This is a genomic window from Acinetobacter sp. YH12126 (assembly GCF_013418745.1).
GTDB classification, from domain to species: domain Bacteria; phylum Pseudomonadota; class Gammaproteobacteria; order Pseudomonadales; family Moraxellaceae; genus Acinetobacter; species Acinetobacter amyesii.
Map to the genome: position 1 here is coordinate 1 of NZ_VPBM01000056.1, position 1,006 is coordinate 1,006.

2 rRNA genes are annotated in these 1,006 nt (G+C 48.9%); both read left to right on the top strand.

Annotated elements, in window-relative coordinates:
• Positions 1–693 (top strand): 23S ribosomal RNA (locus tag FTU62_RS17260); the annotation flags it as partial.
• A gap of 190 nt (positions 694–883) precedes the next feature.
• Positions 884–998: ribosomal RNA gene (rrf, locus tag FTU62_RS17265) — 5S ribosomal RNA — on the top strand.
• Positions 999–1,006: the final 8 nt, after the last annotated feature.

Consider the following 1,006-nt stretch of genomic DNA (forward strand, 5'->3'; position numbering starts at 1 on the left):
ATCTGGAGCGAGGACCATGTCTGGTGGGTAGTTTGACTGGGGCGGTCTCCTCCTAAAGAGTAACGGAGGAGTACGAAGGTGCGCTCAGCGTGGTCGGAAATCACGCGTAGAGTATAAAGGCAAAAGCGCGCTTAACTGCGAGACCCACAAGTCGAGCAGGTACGAAAGTAGGTCTTAGTGATCCGGTGGTTCTGTATGGAAGGGCCATCGCTCAACGGATAAAAGGTACTCTGGGGATAACAGGCTGATACCGCCCAAGAGTTCATATCGACGGCGGTGTTTGGCACCTCGATGTCGGCTCATCTCATCCTGGGGCTGAAGCAGGTCCCAAGGGTATGGCTGTTCGCCATTTAAAGAGGTACGCGAGCTGGGTTTAGAACGTCGTGAGACAGTTCGGTCCCTATCTACCGTGGGCGCTGGAAATTTGAGAGGATCTGCTCCTAGTACGAGAGGACCAGAGTGGACGAACCTCTGGTGTACCGGTTGTGACGCCAGTCGCATCGCCGGGTAGCTATGTTCGGAAGGGATAACCGCTGAAAGCATCTAAGCGGGAAGCCTACCTCAAGATAAGATTTCCCTTGGACTTTATGTCCACTAAAGAGCCGTTGAAGACTACGACGTTGATAGGTTGGATGTGGAAGTGCGGTGACGCATGAAGCTGACCAATACTAATTGCTCGTGAGGCTTGACTATACAACACCCAAACAGTTGTTGTATCAAGCATCAATTGATTCGATATTAAGCAAAATAACTTGATTTAGTTAACGCTTAAGAACAAAATACTGCAACTCAGATATGATCTGTTAATAACTCATTTGGTAGAAAACTTAGCACGAAGAGCACTGCTCTGAGATTAGACTAAGCAAGTATCCATAACAGTTGTGCTGGCGACAATAGCAAGAGTGAACCACCTGATCCCTTCCCGAACTCAGAAGTGAAACCTCTTAGCGCTGATGGTAGTGTGGGGTTACCCATGTGAGAGTAAGTCATCGCCAGCTCATTATTC